The sequence below is a fragment of the Streptomyces coryli genome (assembly GCF_011044975.1).
Taxonomy (GTDB): Bacteria; Actinomycetota; Actinomycetes; order Streptomycetales; family Streptomycetaceae; genus Streptomyces; species Streptomyces coryli.
Window position 1 is genome coordinate 1 of the sequence record NZ_JAAKZV010000464.1, and the last position, 2,901, is coordinate 2,901.

The 2,901-nt window shown below is 75.4% G+C and carries 2 protein-coding genes; one reads left to right on the forward strand and one right to left on the reverse strand.

Annotation, left to right across the window (positions count from 1 at the left end; genetic code table 11):
* Positions 1–151: 151 nt before the first annotated feature.
* A complete protein-coding gene (locus G5C51_RS41245) occupies positions 152–1,699 on the reverse strand; it encodes an MFS transporter (RefSeq protein ID WP_165245962.1) in 1,548 nt (515 codons plus the stop codon).
* A gap of 176 nt (positions 1,700–1,875) precedes the next feature.
* Between G5C51_RS41245 and G5C51_RS41250 the strand changes: the two genes are divergently transcribed.
* On the forward strand, positions 1,876–2,901 hold a 1,026-nt coding region (locus tag G5C51_RS41250), incomplete at its 3' end, for a DEAD/DEAH box helicase (RefSeq protein WP_165245964.1).

Below are 2,901 nucleotides of genomic sequence, written 5' to 3' on the forward strand. Positions count from 1 at the left end.
ACACCCAGCCGGACTCACGACCCCCCGAAGCCGCACCCACCCCGCAACGCCGCCGCACCTCGCACCGCCACGGCGAACACCGCGGCCGAGAGCACCACTTCACCCCGGCCTTCGCCCACGGCCGCCACCGAGCCAAGCGCGGCCGCCGCCCTCACTGAGACCGAACGTGCTCCCGGAACCCGGCACCCGCCGCCACCAGCGCCACGGCCGCGCCCGCCAGCAAGGCGATGCTCATGCCGCTCGTGAAGGCGCGGCGGGCGAGTTGGAGCACGGCGGCGCCCGTCTCGCCGCCCGCCTGGGCCGCTGCTCGCTGGGCCGCGCCGATCGACTCCGTCGCTGCGCCCTCCAGTGCGCGCGGGAGCCGGATCTCGCCCGCGTATGCGGTCATGCGGTCCGTGTAGCGCGTCGTCAGCAGGCTGCCGATCACGGCGACGCCTAGGGCACCGCCGACCTGCAGGAAGGTGCCGTTCGTCGCGGAGCCGACGCCCGTGTGCTCGCGTGGCAGTGAGCCCATCACCGAGCCGGTCGCGGACGGGAGCACCAGGCCCGCACCCACGCCGGTCAGGATCATGCCGGGCAGCACATCGCCGTACGTGGAGCCGGCGGACACCGTCGACATCTGTGCCAGCCCGGCGGCGAGCGCCAGCAGGCCCGCCGTCGCGGTGGCCTTCGTGCCGACCTTGCGGACCAGGAGCGCCGCGGCGGGTGCGCAGACCGCGATCGCGCCGGCGTTGGGCAGCAGCCGGAGCCCGGCCTCGTACGGGGAATAGCCGAGGCCGGACTGGAGGTACTGCGTCAGCACGAACATCCCGCCGAACAGCCCGAACGTCGCCGGCGCCACCGACAGCACCGCCGCCGTGAAGCTGCGCCGCCGGAAGAAGTCGAGGTGCAGCATGGGATGCGAGGTCAGCAGCTCGCGCATCGTGAAGAGGAGCAGCATCACGATGCCGGCGCCCCCGGCGTACAGCACCGGGCGCGAGCTCCACCCGTGCACCGGTGCCTCGATGACCGCCCACAGCACCGCGCCGATCCCGGCGATGGACAGCAGCGCGCCGAGCACGTCGGGGCGGGCGGCATGCGGATTCCGGGAGTCGGGGACCCGGAGGAGGGCGAGGAGCAGGCCGAGTGCCGCGATGGGCACGTTGATCAGGAAGACCGAGCCCCACCAGTAGCGTTCGAGGAGCAGGCCGCCGACGATCGGGCCGAGTGCGATGCCGAGGCCGCTGGTGGCGGACCAGATGCCGATCGCCCGCTGCCGTACGCCGGGTTCGGGGAACATGTCGGTGATCAGGGCCAGCGTCGACGGCATGATCAGCGCGGCGCCGATGCCCATGCCGGCCCGCGCGGCGATCAGCATCTCGACGGAGCCGGAGAACGCCGCCCACGTCGACCCGGCGGCGAACAGCACCAGACCGGCCAGGAACGTCCGCTTCCGCCCGATCCGGTCGGCGAGGCTGCCCGCGACCAGCAGCAGCCCGCCGAGGACGAGGGCGTACGCGTCGACGACCCACTGCAACTGATTGGGCGTCGCGTCCATCCTGCGGACGAGCGTGGGCAGGGCCACGTTCAGGACGGTGTTGTCGAGCGTGACGATCAGCAGCGACACACACAGCACCGCCAGCGCCGGCCACCGCCGGGCGGACGGCTGCGGCGCCGCGGACGACGGGGCAGGGGGCGTGCGAGTGGCGGTGGCTCCCATGGGGCCTTCAACTCCCGGGGCCGGTACGCGTGGACCGGCCGGTGAACCGTTGCGTCGGACCAGAACCCCGCGTGCCCGTGTGCCAGGGGAGCGAAACGGGACGGAGGCGAGGCCCTGGTCGCCGGCGGCGCCGCCCCTCGCGGGGGCCTCGGGCGCCGGGCAGGGAGACTGGTCCCGTGACTGACCGCCTCGCCGCCGCCGATCTGCCCGTGCGCGCCGCCCTCCCTGCTCTGCTGGCCGCGCTGGACGCGAAGGGCGCGGCCGTGCTGTGTGCTCCGCCGGGCACCGGCAAGACCACGCTCGTGCCGCTGGTGCTGGCCGGGCTCGCTGGACCTACCGGCGATGGCCCGCCGCCCCGCAAGGTCGTCGTCGCCGAGCCGCGGCGGATGGCGGCGCGGGCGGCCGCGCGGCGGATGGCGTGGCTGCTCGGGGAGGAGGTCGGTGGGCGGGTCGGGTTCACCGTGCGCGGGGAGCGCCGGGCGGGGCCCCGTACCGTCGTCGAGGTCGTCACCACGGGGGTGCTGCTGCAGCGGCTGCAGCGGGATCAGGAGCTGGGCGGCACGGATGTCGTGATCCTCGACGAGTGCCACGAGCGGCACTTGGACGCCGACACAGTGGCCGCGTTCCTGCTGGACGTCCGCTCGGCGCTGCGGCCTGAGCTGCAGCTCGTCGCCGCCTCGGCGACCACGGACGCGGGCGGCTGGGCGCGGTTGCTCGACGCCGAGGTGGTCGAGGCGCGGGGCACCACGCACCCGGTCGAGGTGGTGTGGTCGCCGCCGGCACGGCCCGTACGGCCGCCGCACGGGATGCGCGTCGACCCGGCGCTGCTCGACCATGTCGCGGCGACGGTACGCCGGGCGCTGGCGGAGCGGGAGGGGGATGTCCTGTGCTTCCTGCCCGGCGTCGGCGAGATCGCCCGGGTCGCCGGGATGCTCGGCGGCATGGGTGGCGCGGCGGAGGTGCTCCAGGTCCACGGCCGGGCGCCGGCGGCGGTGCAGGACGCGGTGCTGGCGGGGCGGGGCCCCGGGGATCCGCGGCGGGTGGTGCTGGCGACGGCGGTGGCCGAGTCGAGCCTGACGGTGCCGGGGGTGCGCGTGGTGGTGGACAGCGGGCTGGCCCGCGAGCCGCGCACGGATCACGCCCGCGGGCTGGCGGCGCTGACGACCGTACGGGCCTCGCAGGCCTCGGCCGGGCAGCGGTAC

Bases quoted from the DNA above. Each gene is read 5' to 3' on its own strand.
- G5C51_RS41245 (WP_165245962.1), bottom strand. From the start codon at position 1,699: ATGGGAGCCACCGCCACTCGCACGCCCCCTGCCCCGTCGTCCGCGGCG.